This window comes from uncultured Jannaschia sp. (assembly GCF_947494025.1).
Taxonomy (GTDB): domain Bacteria; phylum Pseudomonadota; class Alphaproteobacteria; order Rhodobacterales; family Rhodobacteraceae; genus Jannaschia.
In genome coordinates this window covers 548,700-568,578 of the sequence record NZ_CANLTQ010000001.1, presented here as the reverse complement: position 1 = coordinate 568,578, position 19,879 = coordinate 548,700, and the positions used below count along the sequence as shown (strand labels likewise).

18 protein-coding genes are annotated in these 19,879 nt (G+C 70.7%); 12 read left to right on the top strand and 6 right to left on the bottom strand.

The features are described from left to right. The first annotated feature begins 156 nt into the window (after window positions 1-156). The 11 genes from Q1B08_RS02830 to Q1B08_RS02780 all read left to right on the top strand — a co-directional run bounded on the left by Q1B08_RS02830 (window position 157) and on the right by Q1B08_RS02780 (window position 13,127). Complete coding sequence (locus Q1B08_RS02830; protein ID WP_299814336.1) at window positions 157-834, top strand: hypothetical protein; 678 nt, start codon at window positions 157-159, stop codon at window positions 832-834. 157 nt (window positions 835-991) lie between these two features. Then, entirely contained in the window at window positions 992-2,350 is a 1,359-nt protein-coding gene (gene xdhA, locus Q1B08_RS02825) for a xanthine dehydrogenase small subunit (protein ID WP_299814333.1), read from the top strand. Next, window positions 2,347-4,677, top strand: coding sequence for a xanthine dehydrogenase molybdopterin binding subunit (xdhB, locus tag Q1B08_RS02820; RefSeq protein ID WP_299814330.1), 2,331 nt, complete (start codon window positions 2,347-2,349; stop codon window positions 4,675-4,677). Before xdhA ends, xdhB begins: the two co-directional genes overlap by 4 nt. After that, window positions 4,674-5,558 (top strand): xanthine dehydrogenase accessory protein XdhC, encoded by an 885-nt coding sequence (gene xdhC / locus Q1B08_RS02815; RefSeq protein WP_299814328.1) that lies wholly within the window; start codon window positions 4,674-4,676, stop codon window positions 5,556-5,558. Before xdhB ends, xdhC begins: the two co-directional genes overlap by 4 nt. Further along, window positions 5,555-7,069 (top strand): ABC transporter ATP-binding protein, encoded by a 1,515-nt coding sequence (locus Q1B08_RS02810; RefSeq protein WP_299814326.1) that lies wholly within the window; start codon window positions 5,555-5,557, stop codon window positions 7,067-7,069. The genes xdhC and Q1B08_RS02810 overlap by 4 nt, the downstream gene beginning before the upstream one ends. Before the next feature lie 24 nt (window positions 7,070-7,093). Continuing rightward, window positions 7,094-8,176: an ABC transporter permease gene (locus tag Q1B08_RS02805; protein WP_299814324.1), complete on the top strand. Its 1,083-nt coding sequence runs from the start codon at window positions 7,094-7,096 to the stop codon at window positions 8,174-8,176. Window positions 8,177-8,234: 58 nt separating this feature from the next. Continuing rightward, a complete protein-coding gene (locus Q1B08_RS02800) occupies window positions 8,235-9,164 on the top strand; it encodes an ABC transporter permease (RefSeq protein ID WP_299814322.1) in 930 nt (309 codons plus the stop codon). A 27-nt stretch (window positions 9,165-9,191) separates the two neighbouring features. Further along, window positions 9,192-10,280 carry a BMP family ABC transporter substrate-binding protein gene (locus Q1B08_RS02795; RefSeq protein ID WP_299814320.1) on the top strand — a complete coding sequence of 363 codons (1,089 nt, stop codon included), beginning with the start codon at window positions 9,192-9,194 and terminating at the stop codon, window positions 10,278-10,280. A 105-nt stretch (window positions 10,281-10,385) separates the two neighbouring features. Next, window positions 10,386-11,324 (top strand): aldo/keto reductase, encoded by a 939-nt coding sequence (locus Q1B08_RS02790; protein WP_299814906.1) that lies wholly within the window; start codon window positions 10,386-10,388, stop codon window positions 11,322-11,324. 88 nt (window positions 11,325-11,412) lie between these two features. Beyond that, entirely contained in the window at window positions 11,413-12,477 is a 1,065-nt protein-coding gene (locus Q1B08_RS02785) for an FAD-dependent oxidoreductase (RefSeq protein ID WP_299814317.1), read from the top strand. A 53-nt stretch (window positions 12,478-12,530) separates the two neighbouring features. Further along, a complete protein-coding gene (locus Q1B08_RS02780) occupies window positions 12,531-13,127 on the top strand; it encodes a DUF938 domain-containing protein (protein ID WP_299814314.1) in 597 nt (198 codons plus the stop codon). 78 nt (window positions 13,128-13,205) lie between these two features. On the opposite strand, the gene hisG is transcribed toward Q1B08_RS02780, so the two are convergent. The 3 genes from hisG to hisS are packed head-to-tail and all read right to left on the bottom strand — an operon-like array spanning window position 13,206 to window position 16,566. Continuing rightward, on the bottom strand, window positions 13,206-13,898 hold the full coding sequence (gene hisG / locus Q1B08_RS02775; RefSeq protein WP_299814311.1) for an ATP phosphoribosyltransferase: 693 nt from the start codon (window positions 13,896-13,898) through the stop codon (window positions 13,206-13,208). Further along, on the bottom strand, window positions 13,895-14,998 hold the full coding sequence (locus Q1B08_RS02770; protein WP_299814308.1) for an ATP phosphoribosyltransferase regulatory subunit: 1,104 nt from the start codon (window positions 14,996-14,998) through the stop codon (window positions 13,895-13,897). The genes hisG and Q1B08_RS02770 overlap by 4 nt, the downstream gene beginning before the upstream one ends. Next, window positions 14,995-16,566 carry a histidine--tRNA ligase gene (hisS, locus tag Q1B08_RS02765; protein WP_299814305.1) on the bottom strand — a complete coding sequence of 524 codons (1,572 nt, stop codon included), beginning with the start codon at window positions 16,564-16,566 and terminating at the stop codon, window positions 14,995-14,997. The genes Q1B08_RS02770 and hisS overlap by 4 nt, the downstream gene beginning before the upstream one ends. A 70-nt stretch (window positions 16,567-16,636) precedes the next feature. Between hisS and Q1B08_RS02760 the strand changes: the two genes are divergently transcribed. Beyond that, entirely contained in the window at window positions 16,637-16,831 is a 195-nt protein-coding gene (locus Q1B08_RS02760) for a SlyX family protein (RefSeq protein ID WP_299814302.1), read from the top strand. Between the two features lie 247 nt (window positions 16,832-17,078). On the opposite strand, the gene denD is transcribed toward Q1B08_RS02760, so the two are convergent. The 3 genes from denD to nth form a co-directional block, all read right to left on the bottom strand. Beyond that, window positions 17,079-18,062 (bottom strand): D-erythronate dehydrogenase, encoded by a 984-nt coding sequence (gene denD / locus Q1B08_RS02755; protein ID WP_299814299.1) that lies wholly within the window; start codon window positions 18,060-18,062, stop codon window positions 17,079-17,081. Window positions 18,063-18,140: 78 nt separating this feature from the next. Next, complete coding sequence (locus Q1B08_RS02750) at window positions 18,141-19,118, bottom strand: adenosine kinase (RefSeq protein WP_299814296.1); 978 nt, start codon at window positions 19,116-19,118, stop codon at window positions 18,141-18,143. A gap of 24 nt (window positions 19,119-19,142) precedes the next feature. Continuing rightward, window positions 19,143-19,799 carry an endonuclease III gene (gene nth, locus Q1B08_RS02745; protein ID WP_299814293.1) on the bottom strand — a complete coding sequence of 219 codons (657 nt, stop codon included), beginning with the start codon at window positions 19,797-19,799 and terminating at the stop codon, window positions 19,143-19,145. Between the last annotated feature and the right edge of the window lie 80 nt (window positions 19,800-19,879).

The window sequence follows — 19,879 nt, the reverse complement described above, 5'->3', positions numbered from 1 at the left end:
ACGCCGCCCGTCCGAAAGCGCCGTGCGGGATGAGTCACGGATGATCCGTGACGCCGCGCCGTCCGCCTACAGCTTCCCATTGGTAACGCTGGACATGACAGATTTGTGACATAAGATGCTCCCATTATTTCCCTTTTGTTCGATTACAGATCCGTCATGAAATTGCATGCGCGCTTGCTCGCGATCCTCCTTGCCTTGGACTTGTTCTTCATCGCCGTGACGGGCCTCTGCGGCGTCGCCGTCATGAAAGGATATCTGTCGGCGACGCCGGATTTCCTGAATATCGGACGCGACTGGAGTGCCGGCGAGTGCCTGAACTATGTGAAATGGGCGATCATGGCGGTCGTCCTCGTTGTCGCTTGGCGGCGAAATGGTCATCGGATCCATCTGTCGCTCGCCTTCTTCGTGCTGCTCGTCCTTGCGGATGATTCGCTTCAGTTCCACGAAAGAGGCGCCGAACTGCTGGTGTCGACGTTCCCGATCCTCCGGAACCAGGTCGGGTTCCTCTATGAGATCGTGATCTGGGCCACGATGGGCGTCGTCGGCCTGACTGCCGTGATCATCGGTCTGCGCGATGCGCCTCGGAGCGAACGCGACAAGGTTCGTGTCGCAGCCATCCTGTTCGCAGCGGTCGTCTTCTTCGGAATGCTCGTCGATGTGGCACATGCGTTCGCAGACCCCCGCTCGCTCGTGAGCGGGCTGTTGCTGTTGCTGGAGGACGGGGGCGAGATGATTTCGATCTCGGTGCTCGCAGCCTATGTCGTGGCGGTGTTCAAACCCGCGCAGGTCGGGGCGTCCGCAAGGTTCAGGGGCCACGAGGTGCAGCGGATCTGAACGATCCGGACGCGTCCGGCCTCACGGTCGGGCGGCGGCGCTCCTTCTGCCCCTTGCATTCACCGCGCGGGCGCGCTCCTATCGAGCCCACCCGCCCCCTCTACGCCGCATCGAGGGGGGCTCTTCGGGGCATCCGTAACGCGGCGGACCCTGTGTCATGGAAATCGATTTCCGTCTGAACGGCGAGGACGTCACCGCCACGACCGACAATCCGACTACGACGCTGCTCGACTGGCTCCGGACCGAGGCGGGGCTGCTGGGCACGAAGGAAGGCTGCAACGAAGGCGATTGCGGGGCCTGCTCCGTCATCGTGACCGGCGCGGACGAGGCACCCCGCGCGCTCAACGCCTGCATCCTGTTCCTGCCGCAGCTCGCCGGGCGTGCCGTGCGGACCGTGGAGGGATTGACGGGGCCGGACGGCGCGATGCATCCGGTGCAGCAGGCGATGATCGACCGACACGGCTCGCAATGCGGGTTCTGCACGCCGGGCTTCGTGACCACGCTGGCGGCGGCGCATGCGCGGGGCGCGACCGATCATGCCGATCAGATCGCGGGAAACCTTTGCCGCTGCACCGGCTACGCCCCGATCCTGCGCGCGGCGCAAGACGTCGAGGACGCCTCGGTTCCGGACCACATGCGTGACACGGCGCCCGCGCCGGCGGTCCGGAATGCCCGCACGTTTCATCCGCGGAGCGCCGACGAGCTGGCGGATTGGTATGTCGGGCATCCCGACGCCACGCTCGTCGCCGGGGCGACCGATATCGGCCTATGGGTGACGAAGCAGTTCCGCGCGCTGGACGAGATCGCCTTCCTTGCCGGTTGCGACGACCTGCGCGGCGTCGCGGTGACCGACGACGCCATCGAGATCGGCGCGATGACCGATGCGGAGACGCTGCGCGCGGCGATCGCACCGCACCACCCGTCCTTCGCCGAGCTCCTGCGCCGCTACGGCAGCGTGCAGGTCCGCAACGCGGCGACGATCGGCGGAAATATCGCCAACGGCTCGCCCATCGGGGACTCGCCGCCGCCGCTGATCGCGCTGGGGGCCATGCTGCACCTGCGGCGCGGTGCGGCGCGGCGGTCGATCCCGCTGGAGGACTTCTACCTCGATTACGGCCGGCAGGATCGCCAACCGGGCGAGTTCGTCGCGGGGGTGACGATCCCCCGGCAAGCCGACAGCCTCGTCTGCCACAAGCTGTCGAAGCGGTTCGATCAGGACATCTCGGCCGTTTGCGGCGCGTTCAACCTGTCCGAGGTCGACGGTGCGCTTCGCGGCGTGCGGATCGCCTTCGGCGGAATGGCCGGCATCCCGAAACGCGCGCGGGCCGCGGAGGCGGCGCTCGAGGGGCGGACGCGGAACGCGGAGGCGCTCGCGGCGGCGGCGGAGGCGCTGGCGGAGGACTTTACGCCCCTTTCGGACATGCGCGCCTCGGCGGGCTACCGGTTGCAGGCGGCGCAGGGGATGCTGCGGCGGCTGGCCACGGACGCGCCCTCGATCCTCGCGGTGCGGGCATGAGCGTCGCGAAGCCCCTCCCGCACGAGAGCGCGCGCCTCCATGTCACCGGCACGGCACGCTACACCGATGACATTCCCGCGCCGAAGGGCTGCCTGCATCTGGCCTTCGGGCTGTCGGAGGTGGCGCGGGGGCGGCTCGACGCGCTCGACCTGTCGGCGGTGCGCGCTGCGCCGGGCGTGGTGGCGGTGCTGACGGCCGAGGATCTGGACCCGATGCCGGATTGTTCGCCCTCGAACGGGGACGAGCCGCTCCTCTGCACGGGCGAGATCCACTACGCGGGACAGCCGCTCTATCTGGTCCTCGCCGACACGCATCTCGCCGCCCGGCGGGCGGCGCGGCTGCACGAGGCGCGCGTGACGGAGGCGTCCGCGATTCTCGACATCGAGGCCGCGCTTGCGGCGGAAAGCTGGTTCGACGGCGGACCGCGCCTGTGGACGGACGGGGATGTGGCGGCGGGCCTTGCGGCGGCGGCGCACCGCCTGGAGGGCCGGATCGAGATCGGTGGACAGGAGCATTTCTACCTCGAAGGTCACGCCGCGTTGGCGATCCCGTCCGAGGCGGGGGAGATGCACGTTCTGACATCGACCCAGCACCCGACCGAGATCCAGCACAAGGTGGCCGAGGCGCTGGGCGTGGCGATGCATGCGGTCCGCTCCGAGGTCCGGCGCATGGGCGGGGCGTTCGGCGGCAAGGAGAGCCAGGGCAACGCGCTCGCCGTTGCCTGCGCCGTCGCGGCCGAGCGGACGGGCCGCGCGTGCCGGATGCGCTACGACCGCGACGACGATTTCGTCGTGACCGGCAAGCGGCACGACTTCCGTGTGGCCTACGAGGTCGGACACGACGACGCGGGCCGGGTGCTGGCCGTGCGGTTCCGGCACTGGACGCGCTGCGGCTGGAGCCAGGACCTGTCGCTGCCGGTGGCCGACCGGGCGATGCTGCACGCCGACAACGCCTACGACATCCCCGCCATGTCGATCGAGAGCTGGCGGCTTCGCACAAACACCCAGTCCGCCACCGCCTTCCGCGGCTTCGGCGGGCCGCAGGGCATGCTCGGGATCGAGCGGGTGATGGACCATGTCGCGCATGCGGTCGGGCGCGATCCGCTGGAGATCAGGCGGGCGAACTTCTACGCGGACGCGCGGGGCGCGGGAAGAGCCTCCGGCGGGGATATTTCGAAAGCAAAGACGCCGATGGGCGGGACGGGCCGGACGCATTACGGCCAGGCGGTCACGGATTCCTGCCTTGGCGCGCTGACCGCGCGGCTGGCTGAAAGCTGCGACTATGCGGGGCGGCGCCGGCGTGTGGCCGAATGGAACACGGCGAACCCGGTCCTGAAGCGCGGGATCGCGCTGACGCCGGTGAAGTTCGGGATCAGCTTCACGCTCACGCATCTCAATCAGGCGGGAGCGCTGGTCCACGTCTATGCCGACGGCTCGATCCATCTGAACCACGGCGGGACGGAGATGGGGCAGGGGCTGCATTCCAAGGTCGTGCAGGTGGCGGCCGACCGTTTCGGCTGCGATCTGGCGCGCGTGCGGGTGACGGCGACGGATACGGGCAAGGTCCCGAACACCTCGGCCACGGCGGCCTCCTCGGGAGCGGATCTGAACGGGATGGCGGTGCGCGCGGCCTGCGATACGATCCGCGACCGGATCGCGGCGTTTCTGGCCGAGACGCATCAGGCGGAGACGGCATCGGTCGTCTTCGCGGATGACGCGGTATCGGTCGGCGGCGCGACCTATCCGTTCGAGGAGGCAGCGGCGATGGCCTATGCGGGCCGTGTCTCGCTCTCCGCGACGGGCTTCTACGCCACGCCGGAGATCGAGTGGGACCGGGCGGCGGGCCGGGGGCGGCCGTTCTACTACTTCGCCTACGGCGCGGCCTGCTCCGAGGTGGTGATCGACACGCTCACGGGGGAGAACCGGATCCTCAGGACCGACATCCTCCACGATGCCGGCGCCTCGCTGAATCCGGCGCTCGACCTCGGTCAGATCGAGGGCGGCTTCGTGCAGGGCGCGGGCTGGCTCACGACGGAGGAGCTGGTCTGGGACGCGGCCGGGCGGCTCCGGACGCATGCGCCTTCGACCTACAAGATCCCCTGTGCCTCGGATGTGCCGGAGGTCTTCGAGGTCGCGCTCTGGGATGCGCCGAATCCCGAAGAAACGATCTACCGCTCAAAGGCCGTGGGCGAGCCGCCCTTGATGCACGGGATTAGCGTGTTCCTCGCGCTCTCGGACGCGGTGGCGGCCTGCGGGACGGGCTACCCCGCGCTCGACGCGCCGGCGACGGCGGAGCGCGTGCTGGGCGCGGTGCGGCGGCTCGGGTGAGCCTCGACGCGGCGCGGCTGGGCGCGCTGATCGTGGCGCATGGGCCGGTCGTCCGGATCCTGGTCGCGGAGGCGCGGGGGTCGGTGCCGCGCGGGGCGGGAACGTCGATGGTCGTCTGGGCGGACGGCTTCGACGGCACGATCGGCGGCGGGGCGCTGGAATGGCGGGCGCTCGGACTCGCGCGGGAGGTGCTGGCCTCGGGCGGGCCGCGGGTGGAGCGGATGCCGCTCGGCCCCGCGCTCGCGCAATGCTGCGGCGGCGCGGTGACGCTGGTCTTCGAACGGCTCGACACGGTGCCGGACCTGCCGTGGCTCCGGCGGGTGGAGGGAACGCGGCCGGCGCCCGGACTGCGCGGTTTCGCCTTCGCCGAAGGCTGGTTGCGGGAGGAGGCGGCCCCGGCGGCGCGACCCGTCTGGATCTGGGGGGCGGGCCATGTCGGGGCGGCGCTCGCGGGCGTGCTGGCGCCCCTGCCGGCGCTCGCGATCACCTGGGCCGACGTTGCCGCCGCGCGGTTCGGCACGGTGCCGGATGGGGTTACGCGGCTTGTCGCGGCCGACATGCCGCGCGCGATGGCGCATGCGCCGGGCGACGCGCATCACCTCATTCTGACCTACAGCCATGAGATCGACTTCGCGCTCTGCCACGCGGCGCTGGAACGGGGCTTCGCGTCCTGCGGGCTGATCGGGTCGGCCACGAAATGGGCGCGGTTCCGGTCGCGGCTCGCGGCGCTCGGGCACGAAAGGGAGGCGATCGCGCGCATCCGCTGCCCGATCGGCGACACGCGTCTGGGCAAGCACCCCCAGGCCATTGCCGTGGGCGTGGCGGCGAGTCTACTCTCCGGCGACGCGCCCGCAGAGGCGCACGAGGGGACGCGCGCTTGACCGCACTTCTGGAACTCGAGGGGCTGACCAAGGCCTATCCCGGCGTGGTGGCCAACGACGACGTGTCCTTCGCCATCGCGCGCGGCGGGGTTCATGCGCTTCTGGGCGAGAACGGGGCGGGCAAGTCGACGCTGGTCAAGACGATCTACGGCTTGGTCAAGCCCGACCGGGGGCGGATGCGTCTTGACGGATACCCTTTCGCCCCGACCGAGCCGCGCGAGGCGCGGGCGGCGGGCGTTGCGATGGTGTTCCAGCATTTCAGCCTGTTCGACGCGCTGAGCGTGGCCGAGAACGTGGCGCTCGGCATGGAGACGCCGCCGCCCATCCGCGACCTCGCCCGCCGCATCCGCGCCGTGTCGGAGGAATACGGCCTGCCGCTCGATCCCGCGCGGCGGGTGGGCGACCTGTCGGCGGGAGAGCGGCAGCGGGTGGAGATCGTGCGTTGCCTCCTGCAGGAGCCGCGCCTTCTCATCATGGACGAGCCGACCAGTGTCCTGACCCCGCAGGAGGTGGGGATCCTCTTCGCCACGCTCCGGCAGCTTTCGGCGCAAGGGACGTCGATCCTCTACATCTCCCACAAGCTCGAGGAGATCCGCGCGCTGTGCGACGCCGCCACGATCCTCAGGGGTGGGCGCGTGGTGGGCGGATGCGACCCGCGCGAGACCTCGGCGGCGGAGCTTGCCGAGCGGATGGTGGGCGCGAAGCTCTCCGCGCCGAAGGCGGGCGGGGGGGCGCCTGGGGACACGCTCTTGCGCGTCGAGGCATTGTCGCTGCCGCCCCTGTCGCAATTCGGCATGCCGCTTCGCGAGGTGTCGTTCGAGCTCCGCGCGGGCGAGGTTCTGGGCATCGGCGGGGTCGCGGGAAACGGACAGGACGAGCTGCTGGCCGCGCTGTCGGGCGAGCGCCTCGCGACGCCCGGTTCGGTCGTCTTCGAGGGCGCCGACGTCTCCCGCCTCGGGCCCGTCGCGCGGCGCCGGGCGGGGCTTCTGACCGGGCCGGAGGAGCGGCTGGGCCATGCCGCCGCGCCGGACATGACGCTGACCGAGAACGCGGCGCTGACGGGCGCGGCGCGGAAGGGGATGCTCCGGCGCGGCTTTCTCGACTGGGGCCGTGCGCGGGACTTCGCGGACGAGGTCATCGCCCGCTTCGACGTCCGCACGCCCGGGGCCGGGGTCGCCGCGCGCAGCCTGTCGGGTGGCAACCTGCAGAAGTTCGTGATCGGTCGCGAGGTCCTGCAGGAACCCCGCGTGCTGGTCGTGAACCAGCCGACCTGGGGCGTGGACGCGGCGGCGGCGGGCGCCATCCGGCAGGCTCTGCTCGACCTCGCCGCCGGAGGTGCGGGCGTGATCGTCGTTTCGCAGGATCTCGACGAGCTTCTGGAAATCTCCGACCGCTTCGCCGCGCTGAACGCCGGGCGGCTCGGCACGCCCGTGCCCACGGCGGAGCTGACGATGGAGCGGGTCGGCCTGATGCTGGGCGGGGCGCATGACATGGAGGCGACGCATGCCTGAGCCGTCCGTTCGCGGGGCGCCGGCGTGATCCGGCTGGAGCGTCGCCCGACGCCGTCGCGCGCCTGGGGCGCGGCCTCGCCGCTCCTCGCCGTCGCGCTGACGATGATGGCGGGCGGGCTGATGTTCGCGGCCCTGGGCAAGGATCCGGTGGAGGCGCTGCGCACGATCTTCTGGGATCCGGTCATGGGCGAGTTCGCGTGGTACTTCCGGGCACAGCTTCTGGTGAAGGCCGCGCCGCTCGTCCTCATCGCGGCGGGGCTGGCCATCGGGTTCCGCGCCGGCATCTGGAACATCGGGGCGGAGGGGCAGTACATCGTGGGCGCCATCGCGGGCGCGGCGGCGGGGCTGGCCTTCCATCCGTCCGAGAGCGTGCTGATCTTCCCGCTGATGGTCGTGTGCGGCGCGCTGGGCGGATTTCTCTGGGCGATGATCCCGGCGGTGCTGAAGGTCACGCTCGGCACGAACGAGATCCTCGTCTCGCTGATGCTGGTCTACGTGGCCGACAATCTTCTGGCCTCGGCCGCGGTGGGCTGGCTCCGCAACCCCGAGGCGGTGGGCTTTCCGGGCTCGCGCAACCTCGCGCAGTGGGAGGCATCGGCGAACCCCGAGCTGATCGCGGGGACAGGAATGCACTGGGGCGTGGTCGCGGCCGTGATCGCGGTGATCTTCGCGCATGTGCTAATGACCCGACACCTGATGGGCTTCCACATCCGCCTGGCCGGGCAGGCGCCCCGCGCGGCGCGTTTCGCGGGCGTGGCGCCGGCGCGGCTGGTGCTCTTCTGCCTCGGCCTGTCGGGCCTGCTCGCGGGACTGGCGGGGCTCTTCGAGGTGACGGGCCCGGCGGGACAGATCAGCATCGACTTCGCGAGCGGCTACGGATTCACCGCGATCATCGTCGCGTTCCTTGGACGGCTGAATCCGCTCGGCATCGTCGCGGCGGGGCTTCTGATGGCGGTGACCTATGTGGGCGGCGACAACGCGGCGGCCAATCTCGGCATTCCCGGCGCCGCGATCAGCGCGTTCCAGGGGATGTTGCTGTTCTTCCTGCTGGCGGTGGACGTGCTGTCGAACTTCCGGGTGCGGGTCGGACGGGGGGCGTTGGCATGAGCGGAGCTGTGTGCCCGGCCGCCCGCCGCCGCCCGCGACCACAAGGCGAGCCTGGCTGATGGACCTTTCCGCGATCTCCCCCACGCTTCTCGTCGCCTCGCTCATGGTCGCGGCGACGCCGATCCTGCTCGCGGCCCTCGGCGAGATGGTGGTCGAGAAGGCCGGCGTCCTGAACCTCGGGGTGGAGGGGATGATGATCATGGGCGCCGTGACCGGCTTCGTCGCCGCCATCGAGACCGGCTCGCCCTGGGCCGGGTTCCTCGCCGCGGCGATCGGGGGCGCGGCGATGGCGCTCCTGTTCGGGTTGCTGACGCAGGTGCTGCTGTCGAACCAGGTGGCGACGGGTCTCGCGCTCACGCTGTTCGGGCTGGGGCTTTCCGCGCTGATCGGGCAGGGCTATGTCGGGATCAAGGCGACCTCGCTCGGCCGGATCGACCTCGGCGCGCTCTCCGATCTGCCTTTCGTCGGCCGCGTCGTTTTCGGGCACGACCCGATCGTCTATCTTTCCCTTCTCCTCGTCCTGGGCGTCTGGGCGTTCCTGCGCTTCACCCGTGCGGGCCTGATCCTGCGCGCGGTGGGGGAAAGCCACGACGCCGCCCACGCGCTCGGCTACCACGTGCGCCGGGTCCGGATGCTGGCGATCGCCTTCGGCGGCGCCTGCGCGGGGCTCGGCGGAGCCTACCTTTCGCTCGTGCGGGTGCCGCAATGGACCGAGGGGATGACCGCCGGGGCGGGCTGGATCGCGCTCGCCATCGTGGTCTTCGCCTCCTGGCGGGCGGAGCGGGTTCTGGTCGGCGCCTATCTTTTCGGCGGCATCACGGTTCTGCAGCTCAACCTGCAGACGGCGGGCGCGCGCGTCCCGGTCGAGCTGCTCTCGGCCGCGCCCTACCTTGTCACCATCCTCGTCCTCGTGCTCATATCCGTCCGCGCCGGACGGGGCGGGGCCGCCCCCGCCGATCTGGCCAGACCTTTCCACGCCTCCACCTGAGAGGGGCGATCCAACCGGGAGCTTTCCATGACGTTCAAGACATTCCTCGCCCTTGCGGCGACGCTCGGCCTCGCCGGCCCGGCCATGGCACAGGACGACCCCACCAAGGTCGGGTTCATCTATGTCGGCCCGATCGGCGACGGCGGCTGGACCTATCAGCATGACCAGGGCCGCCTCGCGCTCGAGGAGGAATTCGGCGACCGGGTCGAGACCGTGTACCAGGAATCGGTCCCCGAGGGCGCCGACGCGGAGCGGGCGATCACGCAGATGGCGCTCGGCGGCGCGGACATCATCTTCACCACCTCGTTCGGCTTCGGCGACGCGACCAACGCGGTCGCCGCCAAGTTCCCCGACGTGAAGTTCGAGCACGCGACCGGCTACAAGCGCGAGCATCCGAACGTCTCCACCTACGACGCGCGCTTCTACGAGGGTCGGGCCGTGCTGGGCACGCTGGCGGGCTACCTCACCGAAACGAACAAGATCGGCTATATCGGCTCCTTCCCGATCCCCGAGAACATCCAGGGCATCAACTCGTCCTACCTGCACGCCAGGAAGATCAACCCCGATGTCGAGATGGTCGTGACCTGGGCCTATACCTGGTTCGACCCCGCCAAGGAGGCCGACGCCGCGCGCGCGATGATCGACCAGGGCGTGGACGTCATCCTGCAGCACACCGACTCGACCGCGCCGCAGGCCGCCGCGGAGGAGGCCAACGCGAATGGCGGCCGCGTCTTCACCTTCGGGCAGGCCTCCGACATGGCCGAGTTCAAGCCCGAACCGCGGGTCGCCTCGATCATCGACAACTGGGCGCCCTATTACATCGACCGGGTCGGCGCGGTGATGGACGGGACCTGGAAGCAGCAGGCGAGCTGGGGCGGCATGCCGGAGGGCGAAGTCGTGATCGGGGAGATCACCGACGCCGTGCCCGCGGAGGCCAAGGCCGCCGCCGAGGAGATGATCGCGAACATCTCGGACGGCAGCTACCACCCGTTCACCGGCCCCATCAACAAGCAGGACGGCAGCGAATGGCTGGCCGAGGGCGAGGTGGCCGAGGATGGCGAGCTCGCCGGCATGGATTTCTATGTCGAGGGGATCACGGGCGAAATCCCGAACTGAGTCCGCGTCGGCGGCCCTCGCGGCCGGGCGGACGACCCGTCCCGTCCGCCGGGGCCGCCATGCCGCACCGCCGGGACTTGGCGGATGCGGCCGCGCATGGCACGAATGGGCATGCACACCATCACAGCCTCCGATGGCTCCGCCCTTTCGCCCCTCTGCTTCGGCGCCATGCAATTCGGCGGCAATGCCGACGAGACCGCGTCGCGCGCCATGTACGAAACCTGCCGCGCGGCCGGCATCAATTTCTTCGACACGGCCCACGCCTATACCGGGGGCCGTTCGGAAACGCTGCTCGGCCGCTTCGCCGCCGCCGAGCGCGACGCGCTCGTGATCGCGACCAAGGCCGCCTATTCCGGCGGCGCGTCGCCGGAAAACATCCGCGCGAGCCTCGAGGAAAGCCGCGCGCGCCTCGGCGCCGACGTGATCGACATCCTCTACCTCCATCGCTGGGACGGCGACACGCCGCTCGAGGCGAGCTTCGAGACACTGGCGGAGTTCCGGCACGCGGGCACGATCCGCCACGTCGCGGTCAGCAACTTCGCCGCCTGGCAGGTGATGAAGGCGCAGGCGGTGGCCGCGCGCTTCGACATCCGCATCGACATGATCCAGCCGATGTACAACCTCGTGAAGCGGCAGGCGGAGGTGGAGCTTCTGCCGATGGCCGCGTCCGAGGGCATCGCCGTCGCACCCTATTCCCCGCTGGGCGGCGGCCTCCTGTCGGGCAAGTACGCGCGCGGCGGAACCGGACGGCTGACGACCGACGACCGCTACGCCAAACGCTACGGACCGGAATGGATGCACCGCGCCGCCGTGGGCCTCGCGGAGATCGCGGCCGAGTCCGGGCACCATCCGGCGACGCTGGCCGTGGCGTGGGCCGCGGCCAATCCGGCCGTAACCGCGCCGATCGTCAGCGCGCGGGACGCCGAACAGCTCGCGCCCTCGCTCGCCGCGATGGACCTTGCGCTCGATCCGGCGCTGAAGGACCGGCTCGACGCGCTCGGCCCGACGCCCGCACCGGCCACGGACCGGCTGGAAGAGGCGTGAGAGACCGGACGAGCGGAAACGGGGCGGAACCGGCCGTGCCAGCCGCTGACGGTTGAGACAACAAGGAACGATGTGAAAGGGAGCGGCCGTGGATCGCGATATTCTGATAATCGGCGGCGGCATCGCCGGCGCGGCGGCCGGGGCGGCGCTGGCATCGCTCGGCTCCGTCGCGCTGTGGGAGGCGGAGGACGCGTTCGGATACCACGCCACCGGCCGCTCCGCCGCCCTTTTCGAGGAAAGCTACGGCGCGGCGTCGGTCGTCGCGCTCAACCGCGCCTCGCGCGCCGCCCACGAGGCCGGCGGATGGCTTGGCCCGCGCGGCCTGATGCTGGTCGGGTGCGCGGGGGAGGAAGCGACGTTCGAGCGTGACCTGAATGTCATGGGGCTGCGCGAGACGGATGTGGAAACGGCGCGCGGGATGGTGCCGATCCTGTCGGACGCGGTGACGCGCGTGGCTGTGGATGCGGAGGCCTTCGACATCGACACGGACCGGATGCTGCAAAGCTGTCTCGCGACGATCCGCGCGGCCGGCGAAATCGCGACCGGGCGGCGGGTGGACCGGATCGCGCCCGTGTCCGGCGGCTGGTCGGTCGGCGCAGGCGCCGCGGAGATCACGGCCCGCGAGGTGGTGATCGCGGCCGGGCCCTGGGCCGATTCCGTGGCGGCGCTGGCCGGTCTGGCCCCGCTCGGCCTCGGGCCGCTCCGCCGCTCCATGGCGCGGATCGCGGCGCCCGGGGGGCACGACGTCGCCGGCTGGCCCATGCTGCTTGGCGTGGACGAGGCGTGGTACGCCAAGCCGGATGCCGGTGCCTTGATCGTGTCGCCGGCCGAGGAGGTTCCGTCGGCGCCGATGGATGCCTTCGCGGACGACATGACCCTGGCCGAGGGGCTGGACCGCTACCAGAGGGCGGTGACGGTGACGGTCACGCGTCCGCTTTCGACCTGGGCCGGGTTGCGCACCTTCGCGCCCGACCGCTCGCTCGTGATCGGACCCGCGGCGCGTCCGGGTCTGTGGTGGTTCGCCGGGCAGGGCGGCTACGGCTTCCAGACCGCCCCGGCCGCGTCGGCCCTGCTCGCCGACCTGATGGCGGGGCGGCCGCCCGCGCTCGACCCGCAAACCGTCGCGGCCCTCGATCCGGGGCGCTTCGCGTGATCCGTCGGCTCAGCACGGCGGGAATGGACGCGGAGACGGATGCGGAGGGCCGGATGACGGCGCCATCCGCGGATCGCAACCTCCGACCGATCCTCGACGCGCTGCTGCCGCGCCTGCCGCAAACGGGTCACGTGCTGGAGATCGCGTCCGGAACCGGGCAGCACATCGCCGCGCTGGCCGCGCATCGGCCCGACGTGATCTTCCATCCGACGGAGCCGGACGCCACCCGCCGCGCCTCGATCGACGCGCATTGCCGGGGCCTGCCGAACGTGATGGAGGCGACGGAGCTCGACGCCTGCCGCACCGGCTGGGCCACGCCGGGCTCGGTGGACGCGGTCGTGATCGTCAACCTGCTGCACCTCGTGTCCGACGGCGAGATGTCGGTGCTCCTCGACGAGGCGCACCGCGCGCTCTCGCCCGGCGGCACGATGGCGATCTACGGCCCGTTCCTGCGCAACGGCCGCGCGATCAGCGCCGCCGACCGCGCCTTCGACGCCGGCCTGCGCGCGCAGGACGAGGCCGTGGGCCTGAAGGATATCGCGGTGCTGGAGACCGTGCTGCGCGTGCTGGGCTTCGACGTCGAGGTGGTGGAGATGCCGGCAGGCAACGTCATGGTCTTCGGCCGCGCGGCCGCCGTGCCGGGGCTTTGAGACACTGGACGGGGGAGGCCCGGCGTGCCGCCGGGCGGGGCCGAGAGTCCGGCATGGCGGCTTCGTCGGCCGTCGCGGTCAGTTCGCCGTCCCGAGCCGCGCTCGCAGCGCGTCGAACTCCCGCCGCGCCGCTGCGTCCCACGGGGCGGGGCGCGACCGGAAGAGCGTGGCCTGGCTGGCATGGACGAGCCCGTCGTCGAGCACCTTCAGGTGGTTCGCCCGAAGCGTCTCCCCGGTTGACGTGATGTCGGCGATGGCCTCCGCCGTGCCGTTCAGGACCGTTCCCTCGGTCGCGCCCTGGCTGTCGACGAGGGCATAATCGGCCACGCCGTGCTCGCGCAGGAACTCGCGGACCTGTCGGTGGTACTTGGTCGCGATCCGGAGGCGGTGCCCGTGCGTGGCGCGGAACTGCGCCGCCGCCGCGTCGAGGTCGTCGAGCGTGTCCACGTCGATCCAGACCTGCGGCACGGCAAGGACGAGATCCGCATGGCCGAACCCCATCCGCGCGACCGTCTCCACCTTCGTCTCCCAACGGACGAGCTTCTCGCGAACGAGGTCGCTGCCGGTCACGCCCAGATGGATGCGTCCGGCGGCGAGCTCGCGCGGGATTTCCCCTGCGGAAAGCAAGACAAGCGCGATCTCCGCCCCCTCGACCCGGCCGGCATATTCGCGGTCATTGCCCGTCCGGCTGAGCGTCAGGCCGTGGCGGCCGAACCAGTCGAAAGCCTTGTCCATGAGCCGCCCCTTTGACGGCACGCCCAGCCGGATCATCGCGCGCCCTCCGCGAGGCCGGCCAGCAGGCCCGGCCGCACGACCCCGCCCACGGCCGGCACGCCGCGCCCGCCGCCCAGCACCGCGGTCAGCGCGTCGTAGCGCCCGCCGGTGCCGAGCGGGGCGAGGTCCGGTCGGCCCGCCGCGGAAAGGGTGAAGGTGAATCCGTCGTAATATTCCATCGCCGTCCGGTTCCGCGCCGGCGCGAAGGGCAGGGCGGCGGGGTCGTGGCCGCGCCGGGCAAGCGCCTCCGCGCGCGCCTCGAGCCGGTCGGCGGCGGGACCGAGCGTCGGCAGGTCCACCGCCATGTCGCGCAGCGGGCCGATCGCCGCCGCCATCGACCCCTCCATCGTCAGCAGCGTGTCGAGCACGTCGGCCTCGCTCCGCGCCACCGGCGGCTCCGCGGCGTCCTCGCGCAGCGCGTCGAGCCGTGCCGCGATCTCGCCGCTTTCGCGCAGGCCGACCATCGTGCCGGCCCGCGCGACCAGATCCTCGGGCGGAACGCCTTCCAATGCCGCTAGCAGGGCCGCGCGCTTCGCGGGACGGACGGATCGGCCAGTAAAGCGCTCCATCAGGCGGCGGAACCGCACCGGGCGCCAGATATGCCGGCGCAGGGCCGCGCGCCGCCGCGGGGATGTCGTCAGCCCCGCGACAGCGGCGATCAGGATGCCCAGATCGCCCGTCGCCGCGACCGGCCGCCACGGCGCCAGTACCTCGTGAAGGAGCGCGAAGACCTCCGCATCGGCATCGGCGGGGTCGGCGGCGTCGAAGACCTCGTAGCCCGCCTGCAGGTATTCACGCGGGCGGTCCGGGTCGCTTTCCTGCCGGCGGAACACCTCGCCCGCGTAGCAGTAGCGCGCGGGGTCGGCGGCGCCCGCCATATGCGCCTGCACCACCGGCACCGTGAAGTCGGGGCGCAGCATCATTTCCCCGGCCAGCGGGTCCTGCGTGGTGAAGGCCCGCGCGCGGATGTCCTCGCCGTAAAGGTCGAGCAGCGTGCCGGCGGGCTGCAGGATCTCCGCCGCGACCGGCCGCGCGCCGGCCTCGCGGAACCGCGCGAGGATGGCCGCGGCGCGGTCGCGGTCTTCGGGCGTGATCATTTCAGCAGGCGGCTGAGATGGGTGACGAGCTCATCGAGCGGCACCTCGCTCTGGGACGGGTTCTCCTTCCACTCCTCGACGGTGGCGTCCTGGCTGAGCCGCGTGCCGAGGACGAGGTCCTTGACCTGCACCACGCCGCGCGCGGCCTCGTCGGAGCCCTGGATGATCGCGGCCGGGCTGCCCCGCCGATCGGCGTATTTGAGCTGGTTGCCGAAATTCTTCGGGTTGCCGAGATAGACCTCCGCCCGGATGCCGGCCTGCCGGAGCGTGGCGCAGATCCGCTGGTATTCGGCCATGCGGTCGCGATCCATGACGGTGACGATGACCGGCCCCGCCGCCGCGTCCCCCAGCCGCCCCTTGGCGCGCAGCGCGGCAAGGAGGCGGTCCACGCCGATCGAGACGCCGGTGGCCGGCACGGCCTGCCCGGTGAAGCGGGTCACGAGGTCGTCGTAGCGCCCCCCGCCCGCGACCGAGCCGAACCGCTGCGGCCGGCCCTTCTCGTCGGTGATCTCGAAGGTCAGTTCGGCCTCGAAGACGGGACCGGTATAGTAGCCGAGCCCGCGCACGACGGAGGGGTCAATCGTTATCTGATTTTGATTGTAACCACCAATAGCCACAAGCTCGGCAATCTTCTCAAGTTCTTGAACCCCTTCTTGTCCTTGAGTGCTGTCTCCAACGATGGATTTCAGCTCATTGCAGATTAGCTCGTTCCATCCAGAAGCCGCGGCATCGATCTTTTCCCTCCGCTCGGCACCTTTCTCCCGTTCTGCCAATGTGACGCCTTCACTCAAGAGCAGACGCGCGTTTTTCGCAGACCCGAGAAACGCCGTTATGATGTCTATTTGCCCCTCAGAAAGGCCTGCACCCTTGGCCACGTCGCCGCTCTCGTCAACTCGGCCCTCGCCGAGGAGCGCGCGGACGCCGGCTTCGCCCAGACGATCAAGCTTATCGATGGCACGAAGAACGATGCCCCGCTCAAGGAGGCTCGCGTGAGGATTACTAGGGTCAAGGAGCCCTACGACTTCCATCACACCATTCAGAACCTTACGATTGTTGACTCGGATGGCGTAGTCGCTCCGCGCGATCCCCACCGCCTCAAGCGTATCGGCAAGCATCATGCAGATCTCGGCGTCGGCTGCCACGCTCGCTGTGCCCACCGTGTCCGCGTCGCATTGGTAGAACTGCCGGAACCGCCCCGGCCCGGGCTTCTCGTTGCGCCAGACCGGACCCATCGCGTAGCGGCGATAGGGCGTGGGCAGGTCGTTGCGATGCTGCGCGTAGACGCGGGCCAGAGGCGCGGTCAGGTCGTAGCGCAGCGCCAGCCAGTCCGCGTCCTCCTGCCAGGCGAACACGCCCTCGTTCGGGCGGTCCACGTCGGGAAGGAACTTGCCCAGCGCCTCGACCGTCTCCACGGCGGAGCTTTCGAGCGCGTCGAAGCCGTAGAGATGGTAGACCTCGGCGATCGCGTCGAGCATGGCCTTGCGCTCCACGACCTCGGCGCCGAAATAGTCGCGGAAGCCTTTCGGCGTCTCCGCCCGCGTGCGGCGGGGCTTGTCTTTCCTTGCCATGACCCGGTCCCTCGAATTCGCCCGGTCCATACGTTCCGCGCCCCGCGCGCACAACCCGGAGGCTCTGCCCGTGGAACAACTCGAAGAGCGCATCGCCCACCTGACCCGCACGGTCGAGGATCTCTCCGACGTCGTGGCGCGGCAGGCGGGCGAGATCGCCACGCTGGAACGCCGCGTCCGCCTCCTGATGGAACGCGCGGCGGAAGCGGAGGCCGCGACCGGCGGCACCGTGCCGTTGGCCGATCAGCGCCCGCCGCACTGGTAGGATACCCGCCGTGGCGCACGCCGACGGGTCGGAGCCTCCGGCGGGGATATTTTCGAAGCAAAGACGCCCTTGACCGCCTTTTAATGCCTGACGTGCGAGATCAGCGGCGCGGTACAGGCGGGGACGCCGATGACCGCAAGCGAAGACGGCCCCGTCACCCCTCCGCATGTCGGACCCGGTGGCGGGGCCCCATCGTCTTTGCTTTCCAAATATCCCCGCCGGAGGCCCTGCGGGTCCGGCCGGGTGCTCAGCTCTCGGCGACCGGGATGCGTCCGTCGAGCTCGTCCTCCAAATGCGCCCGGATGATGGCATCCATGTCGGCATCCGCCTCGAAGCCCAGCGCGCGGGCGCGGGCGGGGTCGAACGCCTCGGGCCAGACGGCGACGATGCGCGCGGTCGTCTCGTCCGGCTCGCGGCGGATCAGGGCGGTGGCCGCGGGGCCGGCGATCCGCTCGAGCGCGGCGATCTCGTCGGCTACGGTCGCGTTCACGCCGGGCAGGTTCAGCGCGCGGGACTGACCCATCGGCGCGGTGTCCATTTCGGCCGCGTGAAGCAGGAAACCCACGGCCGCGCGGGGCGAAGCGAACCAGTGCCGGACCGTGTCGGAAACCGGCAGCACCGCCTCCTGCCCGATCAGCGGCTCGCGCAGGATCGAGGAGTAGAAGCCCGACGCCGCCGCGTTGGGCTTGCCCGGCCGGATGCAGATCGTCGGCAGGCGCAGCGACACGCCGTCGAGCCGGCCCTTCCGCGACAGGTCGTCGACCAGCATCTCGCCCATCAGCTTCTGCGTACCGTAGCTCGTCAGGGGCCGGGGCGGCACCGCGTCGTCGATCACTTCCGGCAGGGGGGTGCCGAAGACCGCGATGGAGGAGGTGAAGACGAAGCGGGGGCAGTATTCCGCCTGCGCGACGATCGCCTCGCAAAGCGCGACCGTGCCGTTCAGGTTGACCGCATAGCCCTTCGCCGTGTCCGCCTCCGCTTCGCCCGAGACGATCGCGGCGAGGTGGAAGACGACGTCCGGCCGCGCCTCCATCAGCGCCGGCGCGGCGGCGGGATCGGCGAGGTCCACGGCCATCGCCGCGCCGGGCACGCCGTCGGGCAGGACCGGCGGCTGGACATCGACGAGCGTGAGTCCGGTGATCTTCCGGCCGCGCAGCTCCCCCCGCGCGCAAAGCGCCTGGGTCAGTTTGCGGCCGATCATGCCGGCGGCGCCGGTGACGAGAATATGCATGTGAGGCTCCCCCGATGGTTCGGACGCGACGCTAGGCCCGGATCGGCCCGGCGGAAAGCCCCGACGGCACCGAAGGCGTCAGAGGAGCCCCGCCTCGCGGAACAAGGCGGCGACGTCGGTGGCCGGCCGGGGGCCGATATGGCCGATCACCTCCCGCGCGGCGATCACGCCCATGCGCGCCGCGGTTTCGAGGTCGCGGCCCGAGGAAAGGCCGTAAAGGAACCCCGCGGCGAACTGGTCGCCCGCGCCGGTGGCGTCCACGACCGTCATGGCGGTGACGGGGGCGGTGGCGCGGGTGTCGCCCGAGCGGATCCACACGTCCTCCCCGGACCGGGTGCAGGCGACGATCTCGCAGGCCTCGGCCGCCATTCCGATGGCCCGGTCGAGGTCGTCGGTCTGGTAGAGCGTCGTCCACTCGGCGGCGTTGCCGATGGCGATGTCCATGTCCCCGGCGATCAGGCGCTGGAAGTCGGCGCGGTGGCGGTCGGCGCAGAACGGGTCGGAAATGGTGATCGCGGTCTTGCCGCCCGCCGCCTTCATCTTCGCGGCCGCCTCGGCGAAGGCGGTCTTCCCCTCGTCCTTGTCGAAGAGATAACCCTCGAGGAACAGGATGCCCGGCCCGAACACGTCGGGCACGTCGGCACGGCCCAGATCGGCCCCCGCGCCGAGATAGGTGTTCATCGACCGCTCCCCTTCGGGCGAAACGAAGATCATCGAGCGCGAGGTCGGAAGGTCCACATGCTGCGGCGGATGGGGAAAGGCGGTGCCCGCCCCCTCCATCGTGTTCGCGTAGAAGCGGCCGAGCGCGTCGTCCTTCACCTTGCCGATGAACGCCGTCGACAGGCCAAGCGCGCCGATCCCCGCGAGCGTGTTGGCGACCGAGCCGCCCGGCGCCTCCACCCGCTCGGACATGGACGCGTAGAGCATCTCCGCCCGCTCGCGCTCGACGAGCTGCATGATGCCCTTCTCGATCCCCATCCGGTCGAGGAACGTGTCGGTGGCGGGCGCGATCACGTCGACGATGGCGTTGCCGATGCCGATGACGTCGTAGCTCATGGGATTTGTCCTCGCAGGATGGGGTCAGGCCGACGCTTCGGGCGTCTTGCTCTCGTAGGGGCAAAGGTCGCGGATCGGGCAGGCCGGGCATTTCGGCTTGCGCGCGACGCAGATGTAGCGGCCGTGCAGGATCAGCCAGTGATGCGCGTGGCGCTGGTATTCGGCGGGAACGTTGTCCTCGATGGCGCGCTCGACGGCCTCGACATCCTTGCCGGGGGCGATGCGGGTGCGGTTGCCGACGCGGAAGATATGGGTGTCCACCGCCTGTGCGGGATGACCCCACCACATGTTGAGCACCACGTTCGCCGTCTTGCGGCCGACGCCGGGCAGGGCCTGCAGCGCGGCGCGGCTGGAGGGGACCTCGCCGCCATGCGCCTCCACGAGGATGCGGCTCAGCGACATCACGTTCTTCGCCTTGTTGCGGTAAAGGCCGATGGTGCGGATATGCTCGGTCAGGCCCGCCAGTCCGAGGTCGAGCATCTTCTGCGGCGTGTCGGCCACTTGAAAGAGCGCGCGGGTCGCGCGGTTCACCCCCGCATCGGTGGCCTGCGCGGACAGGGCCACGGCGACGACGAGGGTATAGGCGTTCACGTGCTCGAGCTCGCCCTTCGGCTCGGGCTCCGCCGCGTGGAAGCGCGCGAAGATCGCCTTCTGGGTCGGGTAGTCGAGCGGGCGCGGCATGGCGCCCCTTCTGACGCGGGCGGGGCGGCCTCGCAAGCCCGTGCCGTTGCCGCAGGTTCCGGGTCGCGCGGGGCGGGGCG